Source organism: Lentzea sp. NPDC036949 (genome assembly GCF_055608075.1).
On the sequence record NZ_JBVJRA010000008.1, the window covers coordinates 315,494 to 336,694 of the forward strand.

15 protein-coding genes and 1 tRNA gene are annotated in these 21,201 nt (G+C 69.7%); 8 read left to right on the forward strand and 8 right to left on the reverse strand.

Translation table 11 applies throughout. The features are described from left to right. Window positions 1-118 precede the first annotated feature (118 nt). Together ACZ7CD_RS24240 and ACZ7CD_RS24245 are read left to right on the forward strand one after the other, a co-directional pair. The gene (locus ACZ7CD_RS24240) at window positions 119-784 is read left to right on the forward strand and encodes a response regulator transcription factor (protein ID WP_360395461.1); all 666 of its coding nucleotides are present in this window, start codon (window positions 119-121) and stop codon (window positions 782-784) included. After that, window positions 781-2,196 (forward strand): sensor histidine kinase, encoded by a 1,416-nt coding sequence (locus ACZ7CD_RS24245; RefSeq protein ID WP_470379723.1) that lies wholly within the window; start codon window positions 781-783, stop codon window positions 2,194-2,196. The genes ACZ7CD_RS24240 and ACZ7CD_RS24245 overlap by 4 nt, the downstream gene beginning before the upstream one ends. On the opposite strand, the gene ACZ7CD_RS24250 is transcribed toward ACZ7CD_RS24245, so the two are convergent. After that, window positions 2,142-3,608 (reverse strand): LLM class flavin-dependent oxidoreductase, encoded by a 1,467-nt coding sequence (locus ACZ7CD_RS24250; protein ID WP_360395465.1) that lies wholly within the window; start codon window positions 3,606-3,608, stop codon window positions 2,142-2,144. The two genes, ACZ7CD_RS24245 and ACZ7CD_RS24250, sit on opposite strands and share 55 nt — an antisense overlap. Window positions 3,609-3,672: 64 nt before the next feature. On the opposite strand from ACZ7CD_RS24250, the gene ACZ7CD_RS24255 reads away from it, so the two are divergent. The 4 genes from ACZ7CD_RS24255 to ACZ7CD_RS24270 all read left to right on the forward strand — a co-directional run bounded on the left by ACZ7CD_RS24255 (window position 3,673) and on the right by ACZ7CD_RS24270 (window position 9,107). After that, window positions 3,673-4,155, forward strand: coding sequence for a MarR family winged helix-turn-helix transcriptional regulator (locus tag ACZ7CD_RS24255; RefSeq protein ID WP_360395467.1), 483 nt, complete (start codon window positions 3,673-3,675; stop codon window positions 4,153-4,155). Then, a complete protein-coding gene (locus tag ACZ7CD_RS24260; RefSeq protein WP_470379724.1) occupies window positions 4,152-4,346 on the forward strand; it encodes a hypothetical protein in 195 nt (64 codons plus the stop codon). The genes ACZ7CD_RS24255 and ACZ7CD_RS24260 overlap by 4 nt, the downstream gene beginning before the upstream one ends. A 95-nt stretch (window positions 4,347-4,441) precedes the next feature. Then, a complete protein-coding gene (locus tag ACZ7CD_RS24265; protein ID WP_470379725.1) occupies window positions 4,442-6,106 on the forward strand; it encodes an SWIM zinc finger family protein in 1,665 nt (554 codons plus the stop codon). 109 nt (window positions 6,107-6,215) lie between these two features. After that, complete coding sequence (locus tag ACZ7CD_RS24270) at window positions 6,216-9,107, forward strand: NACHT domain-containing protein (protein WP_458430471.1); 2,892 nt, start codon at window positions 6,216-6,218, stop codon at window positions 9,105-9,107. A gap of 98 nt (window positions 9,108-9,205) precedes the next feature. Here ACZ7CD_RS24270 and ACZ7CD_RS24275 read toward each other — a convergent pair whose 3' ends face one another. Beyond that, window positions 9,206-9,997, reverse strand: a complete 792-nt coding sequence (locus ACZ7CD_RS24275) for a hypothetical protein (RefSeq protein ID WP_470379726.1) — start codon at window positions 9,995-9,997, stop codon at window positions 9,206-9,208. 328 nt (window positions 9,998-10,325) lie between these two features. Between ACZ7CD_RS24275 and ACZ7CD_RS24280 the strand changes: the two genes are divergently transcribed. Next, the gene (locus tag ACZ7CD_RS24280) at window positions 10,326-10,739 is read left to right on the forward strand and encodes a DUF6292 family protein (RefSeq protein WP_360395483.1); all 414 of its coding nucleotides are present in this window, start codon (window positions 10,326-10,328) and stop codon (window positions 10,737-10,739) included. A gap of 277 nt (window positions 10,740-11,016) precedes the next feature. On the opposite strand, the gene ACZ7CD_RS24285 is transcribed toward ACZ7CD_RS24280, so the two are convergent. Both ACZ7CD_RS24285 and ACZ7CD_RS24290 read right to left on the reverse strand, forming a co-directional pair. After that, window positions 11,017-11,247: a hypothetical protein gene (locus ACZ7CD_RS24285; RefSeq protein ID WP_360395485.1), complete on the reverse strand. Its 231-nt coding sequence runs from the start codon at window positions 11,245-11,247 to the stop codon at window positions 11,017-11,019. 160 nt (window positions 11,248-11,407) lie between these two features. Further along, a tRNA-Arg gene (locus tag ACZ7CD_RS24290) sits at window positions 11,408-11,482 on the reverse strand. A 150-nt stretch (window positions 11,483-11,632) separates the two neighbouring features. Here ACZ7CD_RS24290 and ACZ7CD_RS24295 point away from each other — a divergent pair. Next, the gene (locus ACZ7CD_RS24295) at window positions 11,633-12,541 is read left to right on the forward strand and encodes a cation diffusion facilitator family transporter (protein ID WP_360395487.1); all 909 of its coding nucleotides are present in this window, start codon (window positions 11,633-11,635) and stop codon (window positions 12,539-12,541) included. A 251-nt stretch (window positions 12,542-12,792) separates the two neighbouring features. Here the strand turns inward: ACZ7CD_RS24295 and ACZ7CD_RS24300 are convergent, their stop codons facing one another. The 4 genes from ACZ7CD_RS24300 to ACZ7CD_RS24315 all read right to left on the reverse strand — a co-directional run bounded on the left by ACZ7CD_RS24300 (window position 12,793) and on the right by ACZ7CD_RS24315 (window position 21,076). Continuing rightward, on the reverse strand, window positions 12,793-17,025 hold the full coding sequence (locus ACZ7CD_RS24300) for a GH92 family glycosyl hydrolase (RefSeq protein WP_470379727.1): 4,233 nt from the start codon (window positions 17,023-17,025) through the stop codon (window positions 12,793-12,795). Window positions 17,026-17,522: 497 nt separating this feature from the next. After that, entirely contained in the window at window positions 17,523-19,397 is a 1,875-nt protein-coding gene (locus ACZ7CD_RS24305; RefSeq protein WP_458430474.1) for an acyl-CoA dehydrogenase family protein, read from the reverse strand. Between the two features lie 156 nt (window positions 19,398-19,553). Beyond that, window positions 19,554-20,255: a DUF305 domain-containing protein gene (locus ACZ7CD_RS24310; protein WP_470370262.1), complete on the reverse strand. Its 702-nt coding sequence runs from the start codon at window positions 20,253-20,255 to the stop codon at window positions 19,554-19,556. Next, complete coding sequence (locus tag ACZ7CD_RS24315; RefSeq protein ID WP_470370289.1) at window positions 20,255-21,076, reverse strand: DUF3105 domain-containing protein; 822 nt, start codon at window positions 21,074-21,076, stop codon at window positions 20,255-20,257. The genes ACZ7CD_RS24310 and ACZ7CD_RS24315 overlap by 1 nt, the downstream gene beginning before the upstream one ends. Window positions 21,077-21,201: the final 125 nt, after the last annotated feature.

The window sequence follows — 21,201 nt, forward strand, 5'->3', positions numbered from 1 at the left end:
TTCCCGTTCCAGGGTTCTGGTGCGGTCGTGAGAACGTCCTTGGCTTCTGCTGAGAGGTTCGTGAGAGCCCGCGTGCTCACACAGCGGGCTCACAGGTCGCGGCCCTACCGTCACCGCCATGCGACTGCTGGTGGTGGACGACGACCCGGACGTGCGGGACAGCCTGCGGCGCAGCCTGGAGTTCGAGGGCTACGACGTCACCACGGCCGCGGACGGGGCGGAGGCGCTGCGCCGGCTGAGCGGGATCGACCTGGCGATCCTCGACCTGATGATGCCGAACGTCGACGGCTCGGAGGCGTGCCGCCGGTTGCGCGCGGCCGGCGAGCGGCTGCCGGTGCTGATGCTGACCGCACGTGACGCGTTGGGGGACAAGGTGACCGGGTTGGACGCCGGTGCCGACGACTACCTCGTCAAGCCGTTCGCGCTGGAGGAGCTGCTGGCCCGCGTGCGCGCGTTGCTCAAGCAGAACCGCCACCGCGCGGAGCCGTCGCTGCTGCAGTTCGCCGACCTGCGGATGGACCCGGTCGAACGCGCGGTCTGCCGCGGCGGCACCCGGCTCGACCTGACGCCGACCGAGTTCGACCTGCTCGCGGTGTTCCTCGCCGATCCGGGGCGGCTGCTCACCAAGCAGCACCTCAAGCACGCGGTGTGGGGCCACGACCAGGGCACCAACAACCTCGACGTGTACATCGGCTACCTGCGCCGCAAGACGGAGGCCGGTGGCCGGTCGCGGCTGCTGCACACCGTGCGCGGCCTGGGTTTCATCCTGCGCGAGTCGCTGTGAGGGGCCCGGTGCTGCTGCGGAGCAAGCTCGCGGTCATCACCGCGTGCGTGGTCGCGGTCGCGATAGCGGGCATCAGCGTCGTCACGTGGGTGGTCACCGAGCACAACCTGCGCTCCGAGCTCGACAAGTCGCTGGTGGCGAGCCTGCCGCCACCGGTGCGGCTCCCGCAGCGGCCGGGCGAGGTCCGGTTCTTCAAGCTGCGCTGCGACGAGGGCGTACCGGGCGAGGGGTTGCAGCAGGTGCTCCAGGGCATCCAGGAGCTCCGCCCGGACGGCACGAGCTGCGCACCGCCCGGCGTCGACCCGGTCGTCACGACCGCCGCCGACCTCCAGGCGCTGTCCACGACGTTCCGCGACGGCGTGACCCGGTCCGGCACGGCGGCGCGGGTGCTGCTGCAACCGCTGGACAACGGCACCGTCCTGGTGCTCAGCCGGAGCCTCGCCGAGATCGACAGCACCCTCACCACGCTGGCCGGTGTGCTCGCGAGCGTCGCCGTGCTCGGCGCGTTGCTGGTCGCCGCCGGCGGTTTGTGGCTCACGAGGCGCGCGCTCGCACCGATGGAACGCCTCACGGAGACGGCCGAGCACATAGCCCGCACCGAGGACCTGACCACGCCGGTCACCGTCTCCGGCCAGGACGAGGTGGGCCGCCTGGGCCGGGCGTTCACCGCGATGACCACCGCGCTCGCCGAGTCCCGCCGCCGGCAGCGCGACCTGGTCAACGACGCCGCGCACGAGCTGCGCACGCCGTTGACGAGCCTGCGCACCAACATCGACCTGCTGGTCCGCGCCGAGCGCACCGGCCGCGAGCTGCCCGGCCGCGCTGAGGTGCTGGACCGGGTGCAGGCGCAGAGCCGCGAGTTCGGCGACCTGGTCAACGAGCTGGTGCTGCTCGCCCGCGACGAACGCGAGCTGGCGCGCGAACCGGTCGAGGTCTCCGGCGTCGTCGACCGGGCGGTCCGGCGCGCCCGCAGCCGGGCCCACGAGCACGTCTTCGACGTCGAACGCGCGGAGTGGTCGGTGCTCGGTGACGCGGCCGCGTTGGAGCGCAGCGTGCTGAACCTGCTGGACAACGCGGTGAAGTTCGCACCGGCCGGGTCCATGATCACCGTGCGGTCGCGGCCGGGCTGGCTCACGGTCACCGACGAGGGCCCCGGCCTGCCCGTGGAGCACCGGTCCGCCGCGTTCGAACGGTTCTGGCGCGCGCCCGACGCCCGGCGCCTGCCCGGTTCCGGCCTGGGACTCGCGATCGTGGCGGACATCGTCGCCGTGCACGGCGGATCGGTCCGGTTCGTGCCCAACGGCCGTGGCGCCTCGGTCCGCGTCGAGCTGCCGCCACAGCGGCACCAGGTTCGCCGTCAGTGGCGCAACGGTATGCGCGCCATGGGTTCGACGAGCTCGCGTTCTTCGTAGGACAGGTGGGACAGCAGCGTGTCCGTCAGCACGTCGACCGCTGCTTGCAGCTCCACGATCTTGTGCGGATCGGCGACCGTGGCGACCAATGCGGCGTCCACGCGTTCAAGCACGTCGTGGATGACACGGTGTTCTTCGCTCAGGCGGTCGAGCACGGGCCCAAGACGTTCATCGCCTCTGCGCAGCTGCGGGTAGAGCGTCCGGTCTTCGAGCGTGTGGTGCACGGTGACCAGACGGCAGTAGCTCTCGCAGTACGCGCCCATCGTCCAGTTGTTCTGGCGCATGGTCATCGTGTTGATCTCCGACCGCGCCCGGCCGACGTCGAGCGTGCCGCTCGCGACCTGCTGCACCAGCGAGCGGACCTTCGCCAGCTCCTCGCGCAGGTGGTCGTGCACGTCGATCAACTGCCGGCCCATGGCCTTGCCGGCCGCGGTGTAGACGGAGTCGCCCTGCGGCGCGGGGCTGGTCGGACGTGCGCCCTCGTCCCACAGCCGCTCCCGCGAGAGCCGCGTGCCGTCGTCCGGCGTCGGGGTGACGCCGAGGCTGTCGGCCACCTGCGGGGCCGGCCTGCGTTCGCCCGCGACCAGCTCCCGCACCGCGGGCGCGACCTCCTCGGCGAACCGGCGCAGCTCCTCGTCGCCGTCGGCCTCGACCATGAGGACGAAGCCGCTGATGCCGTGCTCCAGCGCCAGGCCGGCGAGCTGCTCGGCGGTGAGGTCGCCCGTGATGTTGTAGAGCCGGCGGATCGCGGCGGGGGAGCGGCCGGCGGCGACGGCGGCGTCGTCGATGACCCGGTTCATCGCGCCGAGCCGCTCGGGCGGTGCGTACGGGCTCGACGGCAGCCACCCGTCGGCCAGGCGCCCGGTCAGCTGCAGCATCCGCTTCTTGTAGGCGCCCACCCAGATGCCGATGTCGTGCGCGGGGAACGGACCCGGCCGCGCACCGTTCAGCGAGTAGTGCTTGCCGTGCAGGTGAACCCCGCGTCCCGGCGTCCACAGCGCCCTGATCACCCCGATGGCCTCTTCGAGCGCCTCGACCGACTGCGGCGGCGTGCGGTGCGGCCCGTCCATGGCGGCGATGGCGTCCCAGAACGCCCCCGCGCCAAGCCCGAGCTCCACGCGCCCACCGGTGATGAGGTCGAGACTCGCGGCCGCACGCGCAAGGACGGCCGGTGGCCTGAGCGGGAGATTCGCGACGTTGGGGAACACGCGCACGTTGCTGGTCGCCGCGGCGATGACCGACAACGACGTCCACGTGTCGAGGTGCGTCGCGTTGTACGGGTGGTCCTGAAGGCTGACCAGGTCGAGTCCGAGCACGTCAGCGGCCTGGGCGAGGCGCAACGTGTCCGAGAACCGCTCGGCGGTGGGCGGCAGGAAGACACCGAACTCAAGCGGGTGGCCATACTCTGTCATGCCGAAAGTATGCCACACAGATCTTCTACTGAGCAGACGTTCTGTTCGGGCTAGCATTGGTCGGGTGACCGCTCTCGACGAAGACTTCGGCTGGACCCTCGGCGTGGTCTTCCGCGCCTACGTCAAGGCCACCGGCGCCGCGGTCGGCGACCTGCCCGGCGGCCACCGCGGCTACCAGGTCCTCACCGCCGCGACCCGCGACCGGCCGGAGAGCCAGTCCGCGCTGTGCCAGCAACTGGGCATCGACCGCACGGTCATGACGTACCTCCTCGACGACCTCGAACGCGCCGCGCTGGTCACCCGCAGGCCCGCCCCGACCGACCGCCGCACGCGCCTGGTGGTGGCGACGGACGCCGGCCGCGCACGCCTGGAGGACCTCGACCGGCGGCTGCGGCACGCCGAGGCGCACGTGCTGTCGGCGTTGCCGGAAGAGGAGAGGGAGACGTTCAAGCGGCTGCTGTGCCGGTTGGCCGGGCACGTGAACTCGCTCGACCCCGTGCCGAGCGCGTGCCAGGTCGTGCAGGACATCGCGGCGAGCACGCCGTGAGCCCCGACCTCGCGAAGGTGGTGTACGTCGGCATCGCACTGCTGGTGGCGGTGGCCTGCGGGCTGGCCGCGGTGGCGGTGCGGAGGCGGGACGGGCACAGCGGGTTCTGGCTGTGGACGACCGGCGCGTGGGTGTTCGTGATCGTCGGGTTCATCGGTGTGCTGGCCTTCATGAGCGCGGGTCTGCTCTGATCCGTCCACGACGAGGACCGCACCTGTCAGCGAGGGCACTGCGGCTGTGGCGGGAGGTCCGCTGCTCGCGAGGCTTGGCACCATGATCGGCCGTGATGGTGAGTCAGAGCACGGTGCGGGAGCTGGCCGGCGCGAAGTCGTTCGAGCGAGGTCAGCGGTACTTCGCGGCGGGTCAGGTCCGGCGGGTCGCGGTGAGCGGCTCGACCGTGAACGCCACGGTGGACGGCACTCGCTCCTACCGCGTGCGGCTGGACCTGACGCGCACGGGCCTGCGCGGAAGCTGCTTGTGCCCGTACGGAGCTGACGGGATGTTCTGCAAGCACTGCGTCGCCGCCTCGCTGGCCTGGCTGGAACAAGGCGGCGAAGTGGGGGAGCCGCGCTCGGCACCGTTGACCGAGAAGCGCCTGCGGGCGTTCCTGCGCGGTTGTGACCAGGAGTGGCTGGTCGAGCAGTTGATGACGGCCGCGAAGTCGGACCGGCTGCTGCGTGCCCGGCTCGCCGCCGCGGCCGGGCACGCGGACGCGTTCGACGACCAGGACATCAGAAATCGCCTGGAACGTGCCATCGACATCCCGGACTACGTCGAGTACGCCGAGGCGTACGGCTACTTCCTGCACGTCGGTGAGGCCCTGGACGAGGTCGAGCGCTTGATCGGCGCCGGTTTCGCCGATGCCGCGATCACCCTCGCCGAGTACGCGCTGGAGCTGCTGGAGTCCTCGGGAGAGCACGTGGACGACTCCGACGGCGGGTTGTCGGAGGCGATCGCCCGCGCGGAGGAGATCCACCTGGCGGCGTGCGAGGCGGGTTCACCGGACCCGGTGGAGCTGGCCGAGCGGCTGTTCACGCGTGCGGTCGACAGCGAGTACGAGGTGTTCTTCGGCGCGCTCCCCGAGTACGAGGAGGTGCTGGGCGCAGCGGGGACGGCCCGGTACCGGGAACTGGTCGAGAAGGCGTGGCAGGAGCTGCCGCCGAAGAGACCGGGCGACCACAACGCCCGCCGCTTCGTCATCACCCACCTCATGGAGGACCTGGCGGAGTCGTCAGGAGGCGCGGACCGGCTGGTCGAGGTGCTGGCGAGGGACGTGACCAGCGCCTACGACGTGCTCCGCGTCGCAGAGCGGCTGTGCGCGGACGGCCGCGACGACGAAGCGCTGACCTGGCTGGAACGCGGCCTGGCCGACTTCGAGCCCGATCGTCGCCTGCGCGCCCTGGCCGCCGAGATCCACGTGCGCGCGGGCAGGCGCGACCAGGCGGGCGAGGTGCTGTGGGCCGAGTTCACCGAGCGCCCGGCCCAGGAGTCCTACCTCGCCCTCCGGCACGCCACCGCCGAGGGCTTCGCACCCTGGCGGGGACGCGCACTCGCCTTCCTCGCCGAGACACCGCCCGCCACCACCCCCTGGTCGCCGGGCCGTTCGACGCTGGTGGAGATCCTGCTGGCGGACGGCGAGATCGACGCCGCCTGGCAGGCCGCCGTCGACGGCGGCTGCTCGGACGGCCTGTGGCTCCGCCTCGCGCGGGCCCGTGCCGCCGACCACCCGGCCGACGCGGCCCCCGTCCTGCTGCGGGCCGCAGACCAGGCGATCGAGCTCCGCAACCGCGACTCCTACCGTGCAGCGGCTCGCCTGTTGGCCGAGGCTCAGGCCCTGTTCGACCGTTGCGACCGCGACGGTGACTTCCGCGACCACATGGCCGCGCTGCGGCACGCACACCGCACGAAGTGGGCCCTGCGCCAGGAACTCGACTGGGCGCGCCTGCCCTGATCCGACGAGATCGAGGTGGTCACCCGCCGCGAGGGGCAGCAGGAGTTGATCGACACCGGTCTGGTCGTTCGCCAGCCGACCGGCGGCCATCGCGCACTAGAGTTGTTGCATGGCGCGGGATGCGGTGTCGTACAGGGGTGCGCTGAAGATCCTCGGCAAGGACGATCCACCGTGGCTGAAGGTGCTCGACATCGTGACCGGCGGCGTCGTGCTCGGGTCCGGGGTCCTGTCGCTGGACGGGCTGTTCGCGATGGTCGACCAGAAGAACGAGACCGTGCGGATCGTGCGGGAGGGCATCGGGCGGCTGACCAACCGGATCTCCGAGGCGTCCGGTTACCGGCGGCACGAGCTGGTGATCGCCGCGCACACCACGATCGTCCTCACCGCCTTCTTCGACGCGGCCCGTTCCACCTACGGGACCTTCTTCGCCCGAGCCCGTGTGACCGAGGAGGAGAAGCTCGCCGTCGCCGACTCCTCGAACAACCGGGGGCTCCTCGCCACCCTGTTCACGGCCCCCCTCCCCACCCCGTCGTCGTCGGTGACGGCGGGACAGGTCGAGGAGGAGGTCGAGCGGTGGGCACAGACCGTGAGTGACCAGCTGTACGAGTTCCTGGCCGGTCTCTCGCACACGGCCGGGATCCGGCGTGCGGATCTGAGCACCGCCACGGTCGGCAACTACCGGTCGTACTACCTCCAGCTGCAGACCGACGTCCCGGAGTTCGCCGTCTGGGCGGGTCAAATCGCCCACGCGGCCACGCACACCTCGCTGAGCAGGCTGGAACGCCTGCTCAAGGTCGGGCCGGGTGCTGTGGGACGGCCCAGCACCGAGATGATCGCCGAGCTGAACCGGGCCGAGCTCGGCCGCCCCGTCCTGGACACCAGCACCGACTACGGCTTCCCGCTCACCATGCCGACGGTCGACCAGATCTTCGTGAGCCCCCACTACGTCCCCCGCGGTGCCGCGGACGAACCGCCCTCGCGTGACCTCGAGTTCATGCTGGCCCGCCACTTCACCACGGCCGACGCCACCACCCGTCCGCTGGTCGTCCTCGGACAGCCGGGCGCCGGCAAGTCGTTGCTGTCGCGGGTGCTCGCCGCTCGCCTGTCCGGCTCCGGCTACACCGTCGTCCTGGTGCGGCTGCGGGACGTGCGCGCGAACGCGGCCATCGCCGACCAGATCGACCAGTCGCTGCGGGCCGCCACCCACCGCCGGGTCGGCTGGCCCACCCTGACCGAGGATGCCGCGGACACCATCCGCGTCGTCATCCTCGACGGTCTCGACGAGTTGCTCAGGGCCAGCCCCACCGATCGGCTCGACTACCTGCACCAGGTCGCCGAGTTCCAGCGCGTCGAGGCCGTCCTGGGGCGTCCGGTGGCGGTGGTGGTCACCTCGCGCACGGTCGTCGCCGATCGGGTGGAGATCCCGGAGGGCTCCCCCGTGGTCACCATCGCCGACTTCACCGATGCCCAGGTCCGGGTGTGGCTGAGCAGGTGGAACAGGGTCAACGCCGGAGGCCGGCCGTTGCCCTTCGAGGTCGTGACCGCGCAGCCGGAGATCTCCCGGCAGCCCCTGCTGCTGTTGCTGCTCGCGCTGTACTACGCCAACCCCAGCGTCGACCACGACGCCGAGCTGTCCACAACGGAGCTGTACGAGCGCCTGCTCACGATCTACGCGGATCGCGAGGTCGGCAAGCACGGCCCGCCGCCCACCGCCGCTGCCAGGGCCGACGACGTCGAGGCGGTGCTGCGCCGGCTGTCCATCGCGGCGCTCGGCATGGTCAACCGGGGCCGCCAGAGCCTCAGCGAGGCCGAGCTGACCGCGGACCTGGCCGCGCTGGACGAGCAGACCGGCACCGGCAGGCACGTCTTCGGCGAGTTCTTCTTCATCCACACCAGCACAGCGCGCGAGGCGACGACCGTCCACGCCTACGAGTTCCTGCACCTCACCTTCGCCGAGCACCTGGCAGCCCGGCACATCCACGCCACCCTCCTCGACCTGGCCACCGCCACCTTCGCGGTCCGCAACCACGTGCCCGACGACGACCTCCTGCACGCCCTCCTCTCGCACCAGCCGCTGTCCTCCCAGGCACCGATCCTGTTCTTCCTCGACGACATGCTCAAGGAGTGCCCCGAGTCCGTCCGGGACACCCTGCGCCTGCTGATCCGCGACCACGCGTACCGCCCGCCCTCGCGCCGCTACACCACCTATGTGACCGAGCGGCGCAACATGGTGCGCACCGCCGCCATCTACTCGGCCAACCTCCTGGCGATCTACGTCAGGACGTTCGGCCCGTTCTCGGTGGCGGACATCTGGCCGGAGCAGGAGCACGGCTGGAACGACACGGTCGCGTTGTGGCGAGCGGGGCTGACCTTCGACGAACTCCCCGACCTCCTCGTCGAGTTCGCCCGAGCCCACTCCACGATCAGCACGTCGGGCTCCGGTGTCTTCGACTCCGAGTTCGTGCTGAGCTCCTACGTCCACCTCCTCATGGGGGACAGGAACACGGCGGTCGAGGCCGTGCTCGGCCGCGCCATCCTGCGGGGTCAGGGGGTGGAGTGGTGGATCGGCTTCGGGAAGAACGACTTCTTCGAGTTCATCCCACCCCTGCTCGCCGCGACCCCGGTCACCACCTGGGACGACGTGAGGCGGCTGCTCTCCCCGGAACTCATCGGTGACCCGTCGTTCCGAGACACCGCGTGGATATGGGACCTCTTGTGCACGAAGAGCGGACAGTGGCCGGCCAAGACCACGGCAGCGCTGGCCGCCATCGCGTTCCGCAACAAGGCGGAACCGCAGCCGGCTCGGATCGCCGCAGCCGCCTTCCGGCACAGGGAGGTCTACGACAGGGTGCGGGACACCAGGAACTGGCCGGACACCGCGCTTCGGGTGCTCCAGCTCGCCAAGGCCCGCCACGAGGGCGCCGAGGAGGTGCAGCCCACGATCGAGCTGGTCCACGCCCTGCTGGACGACCACCCGCGGCATCCTGGCCAGAGGCTGTGAACGAGCGGTTCCACCCCCTGCTCTTCCCGCGCGCTGCGAGGTGCCCGGCAGGGATGCGCGACCGGCTCCGCACCCGGGCCCGTCCCGGTCGTGCGGCGCTACGCCGGGTTCTCCGCGACGGCGAGGTAGTCCGTGTAGATCTGCGGCGAGCCCGAGAACGAGGCCAGCTGCTTCCACTCCTCGTACATCTGCTTGGTGTCGCGGTGGGCGGCCGCGAACTCCGCGGCCTCACCGGTGGCGATGTCGGGCTCGGGGTAGAAGACGTCCAGCGCGTCCAGGCTCGCGATCTCCATCATCATCACGTACTGGTCGAGGCGGTTGCCCCGCTCGCCCTTGAGCACGTGGAACCGCCAGTCCGGGTAGTCGTCGATCCGGTGGTGGTTCTCGGCGATGAAGCGGTCGAACACCTCCTCGGTCACGCCGGCGCGCAACGCCAGGTTGTGAATCCCGATGACCCTGGCGACGGGCTCCTCGCCGGGGCGGTCGCGGTAGCGGGGGCCGGGCGTGACGGTGCTCCGCGGGTTGTCGGCCAGCAGCCGGTAGTCGGTGAACAACGTCGGCAGCTCGCCGTACGTGCCCAGCCGCCGCCACCGCGCCAGCACGGCCTCCGCCTCGGGGTGCCGCGCCCAGAACTGCCGCGCCTGCTCGGTCTGCTCACCCCTGGCCGTGACGTAGCGGTCGTGCTGCTCGGCGCTCTCGATCTCGTACAACATCAGGTACTGCCCGGTCCGCTCCCCGCGCAACCCGCGCAGCAGCGTCCACCGCCACCCCGGGTACAGGGGCAGGTGAACGCCCTCAGCACGCACGAAGGCCTCGAACTCCTCCGGCGTGACACCGGCCTCCGTGTCGATGGCGATGTACTGGAACGTGAACACCGACGAGCGTGTCATTGCGTCCAATCCTCGGGCCGGCAAGGGGAACGCGCGTCCGACGAGCACGACTCCCCGCACCACATCCTGCCAGTTCCCGGGCAACGGGAGGCGGTGCTGAGCCGCGGAGATGTGCTTGAGGCCAGCATCATCACGGCGGCAGCCACTGCCGTCCACGGTTCGGGCGTCAGCATGGTGCACCGGTCCGGGCAGTGCCTGCTCGGCTTTGCCTCGGTTACAGTGTGGGTGCAGGGTCGTTGATCGGCCTGTCCACTCGCTTCGTCACCTCCGCGGTCTGCATGCGCTCGGTCGCGGCTCCGCAGCGATCTGAGGAAGAAGACGGGTCAGCATGGTGGTCACCACGTCAGAGGGTACGCATTTGCTGTCCGGAGCCCTTGAGCGTTACGTGTTCAAGGTCGCCGAGGTGCTCTCCGTGCCGCGCGACGGTGTCAGCTTCGAGGTCACCGACACCGCCACGGCCTACATCGCGCTGGGCTGCCGTGCGGTGGCACATCCGAACCGCGATGTCATGCTCGTCTGGAGTGCGACGCAGGGATGGGCGGTGTCGATCGAGACCGGTCCCACGGAGCCGTTGATCGTGCTCGCCCGGCTTGCCGGCGACGTCGTGCAGGCTCCCGAGGCGGTGGCCGGGCTGGTGGCCGAGTCCATGACGCGGCCCGGTGGTGGTCGGTTGCCGGTGCCGGCAGCTCGGCCGCTGGGCTGGTCGGACCTCGCCGAGTGCATGGCGCGCTACGCGCCCTGACGCTGCACGACTGCGACCCGGAGTTCGCGCAGAATGGTGGGTCACGGTTTTGGGAACAAACCACTGTTTTCAGTCGATCACGCCGGATCGCCGTCGCCGACCCGCTTCACGACGACGTGGTGGGTGAATCCACTGTGGACTTCGTGGAGGCCGGTGCGCTGAACCCGCGCCATCGCCACACCCGCGTCGTGCCGCCCGCCGATCTGTCCGCACTGCACTGGAGCGTGCTGGGCGACGATCGCGGTGACACTCCACCAGGACGACGTCGTCGGTGTGCTCAGCGGTTCGAGGACGGGAAGCGGCCGTCCGGGCTGCCGAGCCCGACCAGGTCCGTGTACTGGTCCTGCCACGAACGTTCGGTCGCCAGCAAATCGGCGAGCCGCTGCACCCAGTTGTCGTCCACGGTCCGAGGGGCACCCGTCGCCAGGTGGCCGGCCGTCTCCTTGCGTGCCTTGAGCCATTCGGACAACGTGGGTTCCAGCGCGGGGCCGCCTTGTTCTTCCGGCATGGCTCACGACACTACGCGTGATGCGTGCCCGTGTCCGGGTTCGTTCGGCCGGTCCTCGCTCGCTGCGCCATCGCTCGACGATGCTCAGCAGGGCCGTGACCAGCGCGAACAAAAATGGGAACAAGATCGCCAGCTACGGCTGATCTTGTTCCCGTCTTCGTGGTGCCCCCGGCAGGATTCGAACCTGCGCACCCGCCTCCGGAGGGCGGTGCTCTATCCCCTGAGCTACGGGGGCGCTACCAACACGGAAGATCCTAGCGCACGCCCGCACCACCCCCGCACACCCACCCCCCATGAACTCCCGTCGGGTGGTGTCCGTCACGTCCGTCCCAGGTCAGGAATACGCCGGATTGCACTCATGCGCATGTCGCTATATGTTCCGAACATGGGTCACGGGCATGGGCACGGATCGGCGTCCGCGAGTGGGCGGCACGCCGGCAGGCTGTGGGTCGCGTTCGGGATCGGCGCGGTCTTCATGGTGGTGGAGTTCGTCGTGGGGTTCGCGACGTCCTCGCTGGCGCTCATCTCCGATGCCGCCCACATGCTCACCGACGTGCTCGGGGTCGGGATGGCGCTCGCGGCGATCATGGTGGCGCGCAGGGCCAAGGCGGGGAAGAACCGCACGTTCGGGTTCTACCGGGCCGAGGTGCTCGCGGCGCTGGCCAACGCGGTGCTGCTGTTCGGCGTGGCCGGGTACGTGATCTACGAGGCCGTGGGGCGGTTCCAGGACCCGCCGGCGGTGGCGGGGTGGCCGGTGCTCATCGCGGCGAGCCTCGGTCTTGCGGCCAACCTCGTGTCCTTCAGCGTGCTCAGGGAGGGCGCGAAGGAGAGCATCAACGTCCGGGGTGCCTACCTGGAGGTGCTGGCGGACCTCATCGGGTCGGTCGGTGTGCTGGTCAGCGCGCTGGTCACCATCACGACCGGGTGGAGGTACGCCGACCCGATCATGGGTGTGCTGATCGGCGTGTGGGTGCTGCCGCGGACGTACTCGCTGGCCAAGAACGCGCTGCACATCCTGTTCCAGCACGCGCCGGAGCGGTTGGACGTCACCGAGGTGCAGGCGGCGCTGGCCCAGTTGCCCGGGGTGGTCGAGGCGCACGACCTGCACGTGTGGACGCTCACCAGCGGCATGGAGGTGGCCTCGGCGCACCTCACGACGGCCGAGGACGCGGATCACGAGGACGTCCTCAAGGCCGCGCAGGTGCTCCTCAAGACCGAGTACCACATCGAGCACGCCACGCTGCAGGTCGAGGGCGGCTCGTCAGCGCAGCGGTGCCGCGAGCTTTCCTGGTGAGCTGACCGGCAGGGAGCGCACGAAGTCCTTCGTCGATGCGATGCCGGTTCGTGACGGAACGGGCCTGCGCTGTTCGGGTACCGAAACCCACGTCCTGCCTTGGGCGAACGGCACCACAGCGACCTCCCCAGTAACACCAACGGTTTGCCAAGATCCCACCGGACAACCTACCGCACCGGAAAGATCCGTTCAGGTGAACGGGAAAGGCCGCGCTCCGTGACGGAACGCGGCCTTTCCCGATCAGTTGGGCGTTACAGCCCAGCGCACTGTCCTGCCTTCGGCCCCTTGACGTCGTTCGGGAAGCCGTTGTTGACCGGCGCCGGGGTGTTGCCCGTGCAGGACAACGGTCCGCCGACGGTCGAGAACGCCACCACGGAGCCCGCCCTGTTGCCCGTCAGCGACACCGGGCCGCCGACCGCCGTGTTCTCGACGGCCACCTCGGCCGAGGAGCCGTTCACCGAGACCGGGCCGCTGACCCTGGTGCCCACCAGGACCACGGACGCGGCGTCCGCGGCCGACAGCGGGCCCTTGATCTCGCCGCCGAACACGTACAGCGTGGCGCCGCGGGCGACGGTCACCGGGCCGCTGATCGTGGCTCCGTCCACCTGGGTCACGCCGCTGACCTGCAGCGGGCCGCTGACCGCACCGGTCACCGTGGTGGTGGCGGCCCGCAGCGGCTTCGACAGCAGCTCGAACTCCGCCATCGCCACGTCGCCGCTGAACTCCAGGCGGTAGAACGCGTACCGGCCCGGTGAGGCGATCTTGAACGACCGGGTGTACTGCTGCCACTGGAAGTTCTCACCGCTGCGCTTGTCGACGGTCGCCCAGGTCTTGCCGTCGTAGGAGGCCTTCAGCTCCCACGACGAGGGCGAGGCGCCGGTCTTCGCGTTGGTCAGCGTGTAGAACTCCGCCTTCTCCTTGGCGTCGGCGGGCTTGAGGTCGACCGTGCGGACCGTCGCGGAGGTCGCGGAGTTGTTGTCCGACAACGCGGCCACCGACAGGCCGGTGGAGACGTCGCGCAGCGGCGTGGCGACCTCGGTGCCCTTGGTGATCGACTCGGGTGCGTCGTCGGCGCCCGTGCCCCACTTCGACGGGGCGGGGCCCATGTCGAAGTCGATCGTCGCGCCGGCCGCGAGGACGTCGTGCGGCAGGGAGGTCTTGTTCCACGGCTTGCCGTTGACCTTGACGCCCTGCACGTAGATGTTCTTCGCGCTGTTCTTGGGCGCGTTGACCACCAGCTTCTTGCCGTTCTCCAGGTTCACCGTCGCCTTGGTGAACTGCGGCGAGCCGATCGCGTACGCCGGCTTGCCCATCTGCAGCGGGTAGAAGCCCAGCGCGGAGAACAGGTACCACGCGGACATCTCGCCGTTGTCCTCGTCTCCGGCGTAGCCCTGGCCCTCCTGGCTGCCGACGTACAGGCGCGCCATGATCTCGCGCACCTTCTCCGCCGTCCGCGCGGGCTGACCGGCGTAGTCGTACATGTAGGCGATGTGGTGCGAGGGCTGGTTGGAGTGGCCGTACTGGCCCATCCGCACGTCCCGCGCCTCGATCATCTCGTGGATGACGCCGCCGTAGCCGCCGGGGAACTTCGCGGTCTCCGGCAGGGTGAAGAACTGGTCGAGCTTCTTCGCCAGCGCGTCCCGCCCGCCGTACAGGTTCGCGAGACCCTGCCCGTCGTGCGGCACCGTGAACGCCATGTTCCAGCCGTTCGTCTCGGTGTAGTCGTAGCGCCAGTCCTGCGGGTTGTACTTCGCCGGGTCCTCGACGCGCCACGACCCGTCGACGTTGCGGCCCTGGAAGAAGTCGATCCTCTTGTCGAACGTCAGCACGTAGTTGAGGGAGCGGTTGAGGAAGTACTCGTGCTCCTCCAGGTACCGCTTCTCACCGGTCTTCTCGTGCAGCGCCTTCGCCATCTGCGCGATGCCGTAGTCGTTGAGGTAGCCCTCGATCGCCCACGACCACGCCTCGTGCAGCTGGTCGTTGCCGGTCCAGCCGAGGAAGATCGACCGGTCCATGCCCTTGCGGCCGACGCCGCTGCTCGGCGGCACCACCGACGCGTTCTTCACCGCGGCCTCGTAGGCGGCCTTGGCGTCGAAGTTGCCCACGCCCTTGAGATAGGCGTCCGCGAACGCCACGTCGGAGCTCGTGCCGGTCATCAGGTCGGCGTAGCCGGGGGAGGACCAGCGCGAGATCCAGCCGCCGTCCTTGTACTGCTGGACGAAGCCCTCGGCCATCTCACCCGCCTTGGACGGCGTGAAGAGGCTGTAGGCGGGCCAGGTCGTGCGGTAGGTGTCCCAGAAGCCGTTGTTGACGTAGATCTTGCCGTCCACGACCTTCGCGCCGGTCCGCGTCGGCGTCGAGGGACCGGTCGCGGGCGCCACCGGGGATGCGTACTGGACCTTGTCGCCGACCTTCTCGAAGCCCGAGTTCGGGTAGAGGTAGAGCCGGTACATGTTGGAGTACGTGGTGATCAGCTGGTCCTCGGACGCGCCCTCGACGCTGAGGATGCCGAGCACCTCGTCCCACGCGTTCTGCGCGCGGTCGCGGACCGACTCGAACGTGTCGGAGCCGCCGACCTCCTGCCGCAGGTTCGACTTCGCCTGGTCGACGGAGATCAGCGACGTGGCGATGCGCAGCTGCACGGTCTTGTCGGCGAACGAGAAGTAGCCGCCGACCGCGTCCCTGCCGGCGCCGGTGAGCTTCCCGCTCGCCGTCACGGCCTTGTCGACCTCGCCGTAGACGAACAGGCGCGAGGCGCCCGTGGAGAGGCCGCTCTTGACGTCCGAGAAGCCCGTGACGACGCCGTTGGCCGGGTCGAGGGTCAGGCCGCCGAGGTTGTTCACGTTGTCGAACACGAGGTTCTTCTCGCCCTGGTCCGGGAACGTGAACCGGAAGACCGCCGCGTGGTCGGTCGGCGCGATCTCGGCCTTCAGGCCGTTCTCGAAGGTCACGCCGTAGTAGTGCGCCTTCGCGACCTCGTTGTCGTGCTTGAACGGCAGCGCCCGCAGCGCGCGGTCCTGCGTCGGCGCCTTGTCCGACGGCATGACCTGGAACGTCTGCCGGTCACCCATCCACGGGCTCGGCTCGTGCGAGGCCGTGAACGCCTGCAGCGTCGGCAGGTTCTGCGCGTTGTTGCGCTGCTGGTACTCGTACAGCCACGACGTGGAGCCCGCGTTGGTCATCGGGGTCCAGAAGTTGAAGCCGTGCGGCACCGCGGTGGCCGGGAAGTTGTTGCCGCGCGAGAACGAGCCGTTCGAGTTCGTGCCGCGCGTGGTCAGCACGTAGTCCGACGGCTTCGCGTACTGCTTCTCGACGACGTCGCCGATGCGGATGTCGTCGACCCAGGCGCCGAACTCCGTCGGGCCCTTCGGACCGTCGTAGGCGACCAGCACCCGCTTGATCGTCTTGCCGGCCGCGACCGCGCCGATCGTCGAGGCGACCTTGTTCCACTGGTTGGTGTAGAGGAACTTGCCCGCGCCCTGGCCCTGCGGCGACAGCACCGCGCCGTGCCGGTCCACCGCCCCGAGGTCGCTCAGGTAGGTGCCGTCGGAGAACGCCAGGTCCACCGACGAGTACGTGCTCGGGTAGCTCAGGTTGTCCGTCACGAAGTCCGGGAAGATCATGTACGACAGCTCGGTCCGCGGCTCGACCTTCACGTCGACGTCGAAGACCTTGTTGTAGCTGTACGCCCGGCCCTCGGCGGTGTGACGACCCTGGAAGCGGAACGACTTCACGCCCGTCCAGCCGACCCGCGCCTTGGCCGCGTAGCCACCCGTGGGGCCGTTGCCGACCACGCTGCGCATGTTCGGCGGCGGCGGGGTGGTGGAACCGTCGGAGAGCTGCACCTCGGCGAGCTGCACGATGTTCGTGGAGCCGTTGTTCAGCGTGATGTCGAGCTTGTAGTGCGTGAACGCCTTGGGTGCCGCGATGTCGTAGGTCTTGGTCTGGAAGCGCTCGGCGAACGCCTCACCGGTGCGGGTGTCGACGACGGTCCAGTCGGTGCCGTTGTCCGACCCCTGCAGGGTCCAGTTCTTCGGGTCGCGCTCGGGGGAGTCGTTGGCCGACGAGAGCGCGTACCTGCGGATCGTCTGCGCCTCGGCGAAGCGGAACGACGCCCACCCGGTGGTGGCGAAGACCAGCCACTTGGTGTTGACGCTGCCGTCGACGAGGTTCTCCTTCACCTCGCCCGAGTCCGCGTTCTCACCGTTGGCCTTGACCTCCAGCACCTCGTCGGAGACGTTGCCGGGGATGCCCGATCCGTCGGAACCGATCACGCCGGACGCCTTGGGATTGCCCGCCGCGTCGGTCTCGACCGCGTTCGCCCACGCTGGTTGCGGTTGACCGTCCTCAAAGGACGACGAAAAGCCCACTCCCGACTCCTCTGGTGCGGCGGCCGCGTAGCCGTTGGTGACGCCGCACACCAGTGTCGCAGTGATCGCGACGCTCAACAGAGTGGTTGTCCGTCTCTTCCCCAGTTGCCTCATTGCAACCCTTCCCGCCGCCGCCTTGCCTGCCCCGTTCGCGAGGCAGCGTTTCTGCACCTGACATCGTTGTCAAGGCGCGGGGCGGAACTTGTCCTCGAACCTGTCCTCTCCCGCGCGACACGGTGACCGAACCGGCGGCCCACGCAGCGACCGGTGCTGGGATCGCTCTCACGGTGTGCGGGGCGGACAGTTCGAACGGGCCGCGGTGGCGTCCGTGGTCGCGACGGGACCGAGGACCGCTCGTGAATTGGTCTTCGAAGTTACTCTCTGAGAGTAGTTGAGGGTGCCTCACCTGGCAATTCACTCATTTGTCGTATCCGTGAACTGCCGTTTGTGGCTTAGCGTTACCAGAACCTCCTCCTGGAGGGTGTTGTGTCCTTCCGTTGCAAGGGGAGCCGGTAGGGGGATGCGGGGGACGTAGCCCCCTACCGGCCGTGCACGGGGCAGGTGCCGCGCCCGCACCACCAACCTGCCCCGTGCAGCAACGGACGGACGGCTCAGCGCGGAGTCGGGCGGTGGACGTTCTCCGCCGTCGACTCCCGGTGCGCCGAGTCCGCGATCCAGCTGCCGGGGGTGGACGGGTCGACGACGCCATCCTCCAGCCAGGTGAACCGGCCGTTCATGACCTGGGTGGCCAGCGCCACGTCGGTGTCGTCGGTGTTCTTCCACAGCCGCTCGAACAGCTCGTCCACGCGCACCCGCGCCTGCTTGCAGAACGCGTCGGCCAGCAGCTGGGCGTCCGGGTTCTGGTCCCGCACCGCCCGCACGCACGTCGCGCTGATCGCGAACAGCTCGGCCCCGATGTCCACGACCCGGCTGAGGAACCGCTGCTTGCGCTCCATCTTCCCCTGCCACCGCGACATCGCGTAGAACGTCTGCCGCGCCAGCTTGCGCGCCGCCCGCTCCACGAACCGCAGGTGCCTGGCCAGCGGCCCGAACTCCGCGTAGCCCGCCGGGCTCTGCCCCTTGCCGACGACCAGCGTCGGGAACCACTTCGCGTAGAACCCGCCGGCCTTGGCCGCGGCCTTCACCTTGGCCTGCCGGTCGGCGTCGGGGTCGATGATGTCGCCGGCCACGCTGAGGTGCGCGTCCACGGCCTCACGCGCGATCAGCAGGTGCATGATCTCGGTGGAGCCCTCGAAGATCCGGTTGATCCGCAGGTCCCGCAGCACCTGCTCGGCCGCGACACCCCGTTCCCCGCGCGCCGCCTGGCTCTCCGCCGTCTCGTACCCGCGCCCGCCCCGCACCTGCACCAGCTCGTCCGCCACCAGCCACGCCTTCTCCGACGCGTAGAGCTTCGCCAGCGCGGCCTCGATGCGGATGTCGTGGCTGCCCGCGTCCGCGAGCTCGGAACTGAGGTCCAGCACCGCTTCCAGCGCGTAGGCCGTGGCCGCGATGTAGGCGATCTTGCCCGCGATGGCCTCGTGCCTGCCGACCGGCAACCCCCACTGCACCCGCTCGGTGCTCCACTCGCGCGCGATCTTGAGGCACCACTTGGCGCTGCCCGCGCAGAGGGCGGGCAGGCTGAGCCGGCCGGTGTTGAGGGTGGCGAGCGCGATCTTGAGCCCCGCGCCCTCCTTGCCGATGACGTTCTTCTTGGGCACCTTCACGTCGTGGAACCGCGTGACGCCGTTCTCCAGCCCCCGCAACCCCATGAACGCGTTGCGGTTCTCCACGGTGATGCCCTCCGCGTCCGCCTCGACGACGAACGCGGTGATGCCCTTGCCGGGCACCTGCGCCATGACGACCAGGAGGTCGGCGACGACACCGTTGGTGGTCCACAGCTTCACGCCGTTGAGCACGTAGTCGTCGCCCTCGGGCACAGCGGTGGTGCCGAGCCGGGCGGGGTCGGAGCCGACGTCCGGCTCGGTGAGCAGGAACGCGGTGATCTCGCCCTTGGCGCACCGCGGCAGGAACTCCCGCTTCTGCTCCTCGTTGCCGAACATGGCGACCGGCTGCGGCACGCCGATGGACTGGTGCGCGCTCAGCATGGCGCCGATCGCCGGGTTGGCGCTGCCGACGAGCATCAGCGCCTTGTTGTAGTAGACCTGCGTGAGGCCGACGCCGCCGTACTCCGGCTTGATCTTCATGCCGAACGCGCCGAGGTCCTTCAACCCCTTGAGCACGTCGTCGGGAATCCGCGCGTCCCGCTCGATGACGGCGTTGTCGACGTGCGCCTCGGTGAACTCCCGGAGCTTCGCGAGGAACGCCTCGCCGCGCTCCCGGTCCTCCCGGCTGCCTTGCGGGTGGGGGTGGATGAGGTCGACGCGGAAGTGGCCGAGGAAGAGCTCTTTGCCGAAGCTCGGTCGCTGCCAGCGGGTTTCTCGGGCTTGCTCGGCGACCTGTCTGGCCGCGCGCTCGTCGACGGTCATGGTTACCTCCGAGTAGGGGTGTGACCCACGTTACTCAGGGGTAGGCGGATGTCCACCGGTCCGGAGGGTGAAAGCCGGGCCTCAACGGCCCGACGGCCAACGCGAAAGGCCGCCCCCTCCCGCGAAGGAGGGGACGGCCTGGAGGGACGACCAGGGCTACGGCAGCGGTGCGGCTCCGCGCTTCGCCAGGTAGTCCTTCATCAGCTCGGTCTCCGAGGACTGCGACTTCAGCATGTTCTCCGCGAGCGTGCGCACCGCCGGCTGGCCCGCGCGGGTCGAGGCGTACTCGGCCATCGGGGCGCCGCCGACGTGGTGGCGGAGCATCAGCTGCAGGAAGTACACGTCGAGGTCGCGGCCGGTCAGGGAGCGGAGCTTGGCGAGCTCCTCGGTGGTGGCCATGCCCGGCATGGCTGGCTTGCCCGGCTCGGCGGTGGTGGCGCCGTGGCCGTGGATGCCGGCGTCGTTCATCCAGGTCATGTAGACGCCCGAGACGTTCTGCTCGTGCTCGTTCCACATCATCAGCCAGCCCTTCATGCGGCCCACCTGTTCGAGCTGGGTGGAGGCGATGTCGAAGGCGAGCTGGCGGACGTCGGGGTCCGTGGAGCGGTCGCGGGCGATGTTGGCCATCTGGATGCCCTGCAGGTGGTGCATGGCCATGTCCTGGCAGAAGCCGACGTCGACCGAGCCCGAGGCAGGGGCGCTGCCGGTGGACGAGGAGCCGGGGAGCTTCACCAGCAGGCCGACGGCCGCGCCGAGCAGGAGCACGGCGAGGACGGCTGCGGTGATGACGAGGGTCCGGGCGACGCCTGAGGGACGCCCGGAGCCCACGACCACGACCTCGTCGGAGGTGTCCGGCATCAGCTGGACGGCGGCGTCGAGACCGAGCCCGACGGCGGCGTGCTGGCGTTCGGCTGGCCCTCGGTGGCGGAGTCGTCCTTGCCGCCGTCCATCGGGACGGCGTCGGCGCCCGGCTTCTCGGCCACGAACGGGGCCGGGTTCGACAGGAACGCCGTGTTCTCGCAGGACGCGCCGACCTCGGGGTAGGTGTTGGCGTTGCGCAGCAGCGAGGAGATGAACTGGTCGATGCGCTCGTCGTCGGCGGTGTCGACCTTCAGCTGGTGGCCCCAGGCCTGCAGCGAGATCGGCTTGTCGAGACCGGGGTACGGCGACATCATCATGTACGGGATGCCCTCGACCTTGGGCTTGAGCTTGCCCAGGACGTCGTCCTTGACCTGGTCCGGGTTGTACGCGATCCACACGGCGCCGTGTTCGAGGCCGTGGACCATGTTCTCGGTGCGGACGGCCTTGTCGTAGACGACACCGGTGCAGTCGGCCCACTGGCCGTCGTGCGGGCCGCCGAACGCGGGGGTCTGGTCGTAGGCGACGCGCTGGGTCGCCTCGACGTGGCGGGAGCCCTTGTACTCCTTCACGACGATGCCCGCGAGCTGCGTCGACGGGTCCTTGTTCGTGTCGGAGGGCTTCCACTTGGCCAGGGCGGCCTCTTTGACGTTCTGCTCGTGGATCTGCGAGTACGCGTAGCCGAAGACGCCGCCGGCGAGGCCCAGCACGGCGACTACCGCGATGATCGTGCCCCACGGCTTGGGCTTCTTCCCCACCACCGAGGAACGGGCTGCGGCCACGCTGTTGCGTGTGGCCTTCGTCTTCTTGCCGCTGGTCATGTCCGCCTCAGATGTCGTCCTGGTCAACCGGCGCCAGTGTAGGGACAACGTGTCTGGTCACTGTCAGGGCAGTGCGATACCACGTGCGCGTTAACACTTGCCGTCTCACCCTCCGAGACCCGGTA

Excerpts from the sequence above, each read along its gene's own strand:
- ACZ7CD_RS24300 (WP_470379727.1), bottom strand. The coding sequence starts at position 17,025 with ATGAGGCAACTGGGGAAGAGACGGACAACCACTCTGTTGAGCGTCGCG.
- ACZ7CD_RS24280 (WP_360395483.1), top strand. The coding sequence starts at position 10,326 with ATGGTGGTCACCACGTCAGAGGGTACGCATTTGCTGTCCGGAGCCCTT.
- ACZ7CD_RS24305 (WP_458430474.1), bottom strand. The coding sequence starts at position 19,397 with ATGACCGTCGACGAGCGCGCGGCCAGACAGGTCGCCGAGCAAGCCCGA.
- ACZ7CD_RS24285 (WP_360395485.1), bottom strand. The coding sequence starts at position 11,247 with ATGCCGGAAGAACAAGGCGGCCCCGCGCTGGAACCCACGTTGTCCGAA.
- ACZ7CD_RS24250 (WP_360395465.1), bottom strand. The coding sequence starts at position 3,608 with ATGACAGAGTATGGCCACCCGCTTGAGTTCGGTGTCTTCCTGCCGCCC.
- ACZ7CD_RS24295 (WP_360395487.1), top strand. The coding sequence starts at position 11,633 with ATGGGTCACGGGCATGGGCACGGATCGGCGTCCGCGAGTGGGCGGCAC.
- ACZ7CD_RS24265 (WP_470379725.1), top strand. The coding sequence starts at position 4,442 with ATGGTGAGTCAGAGCACGGTGCGGGAGCTGGCCGGCGCGAAGTCGTTC.
- ACZ7CD_RS24310 (WP_470370262.1), bottom strand. The coding sequence starts at position 20,255 with ATGCCGGACACCTCCGACGAGGTCGTGGTCGTGGGCTCCGGGCGTCCC.
- ACZ7CD_RS24275 (WP_470379726.1), bottom strand. The coding sequence starts at position 9,997 with ATGACACGCTCGTCGGTGTTCACGTTCCAGTACATCGCCATCGACACG.
- ACZ7CD_RS24240 (WP_360395461.1), top strand. The coding sequence starts at position 119 with ATGCGACTGCTGGTGGTGGACGACGACCCGGACGTGCGGGACAGCCTG.
- ACZ7CD_RS24270 (WP_458430471.1), top strand. The coding sequence starts at position 6,216 with ATGGCGCGGGATGCGGTGTCGTACAGGGGTGCGCTGAAGATCCTCGGC.
- ACZ7CD_RS24315 (WP_470370289.1), bottom strand. The coding sequence starts at position 21,076 with ATGACCAGCGGCAAGAAGACGAAGGCCACACGCAACAGCGTGGCCGCA.